Consider the following 840-nt stretch of genomic DNA (forward strand, 5'->3'; position numbering starts at 1 on the left):
CGCCGATGCGCTGCCCGACCCGTCCCGCCTGCCGGCCCTGTCCGAAGCCGTCGAGCTGGGCTACTACCGCGGCGTGCTCAACCAGCTGGGCGCCATCGAGGCCGCGCAGCCCGGGTGCGCGGCCTGGGTGGGCGAGGCGCGCGACCATGCGCGGCAATTCCGTTTCGAGGCCATCGCCCGCATGGTGGCCGAGGCCGCCGCATCCCATCCTCCTTCCCCATGACCGTGACCGCCATGCTCCCCACCGATGCGCTGCCCCTGGATGCCACCGCGCAGGCGCTCGACCGCACCCGCGCCGATGTGGTGCTGATCGTGGACGACGTGCCCGATAACCTCGCCGTGCTGCACGACGCGCTCGACGAATCCGGCTACACCGTGCTCGTGGCCACCAATGGCGAGACCGCGCTGTCGCGCGCGGCGCAGGCGCTGCCCGACGTGGTGCTGCTCGACGCGATGATGCCGGGCATGGACGGCTTCGAGGTCGCGCGGCGGCTGAAAGGCCTGCCGGCCACCGCGCACATCCCCATCATCTTCATGACCGGCCTGACCGAGACCGAGTACCTGGTCGCCGCGCTGGACGCGGGCGGCGTCGACTACGTGACCAAGCCCATCAAGCCCAAGGAGGTGCTCGCGCGCATGAACGTGCACCTGCAGGGCGCGCGCCGCGCCCGCCAGGAGATCCGCCAGGCCGGCCAGGCGCGCAACGCGCTCGACGCCTTCGGCTACGCCAGCATCACCGTGCGCGCGAGCGACGGCCGGCTCATGTGGCAGACCGCCCTGGCGCGCGAGCTGCTGCACGGCTACTTCGGTGGCGGTGCGGCCACCGGCGCGGCGGGCCAG

General features: G+C 73.0%; 2 protein-coding genes. Both read left to right on the forward strand.

Translation table 11 applies throughout. The annotated features are described in order from the left end of the window. Positions 1-223: hypothetical protein (locus AC27KI_RS26130; RefSeq protein WP_487116763.1), on the forward strand; the 223-nt coding region annotated here is incomplete at its 5' end. Positions 224-234: 11 nt separating this feature from the next. Next, positions 235-840, forward strand: a 606-nt coding sequence (locus AC27KI_RS26135) for a response regulator (protein WP_487116766.1), incomplete at its 3' end; no start/stop codon positions are given.

Source organism: Acidovorax sp. KPB24-03 (genome assembly GCF_057546605.1).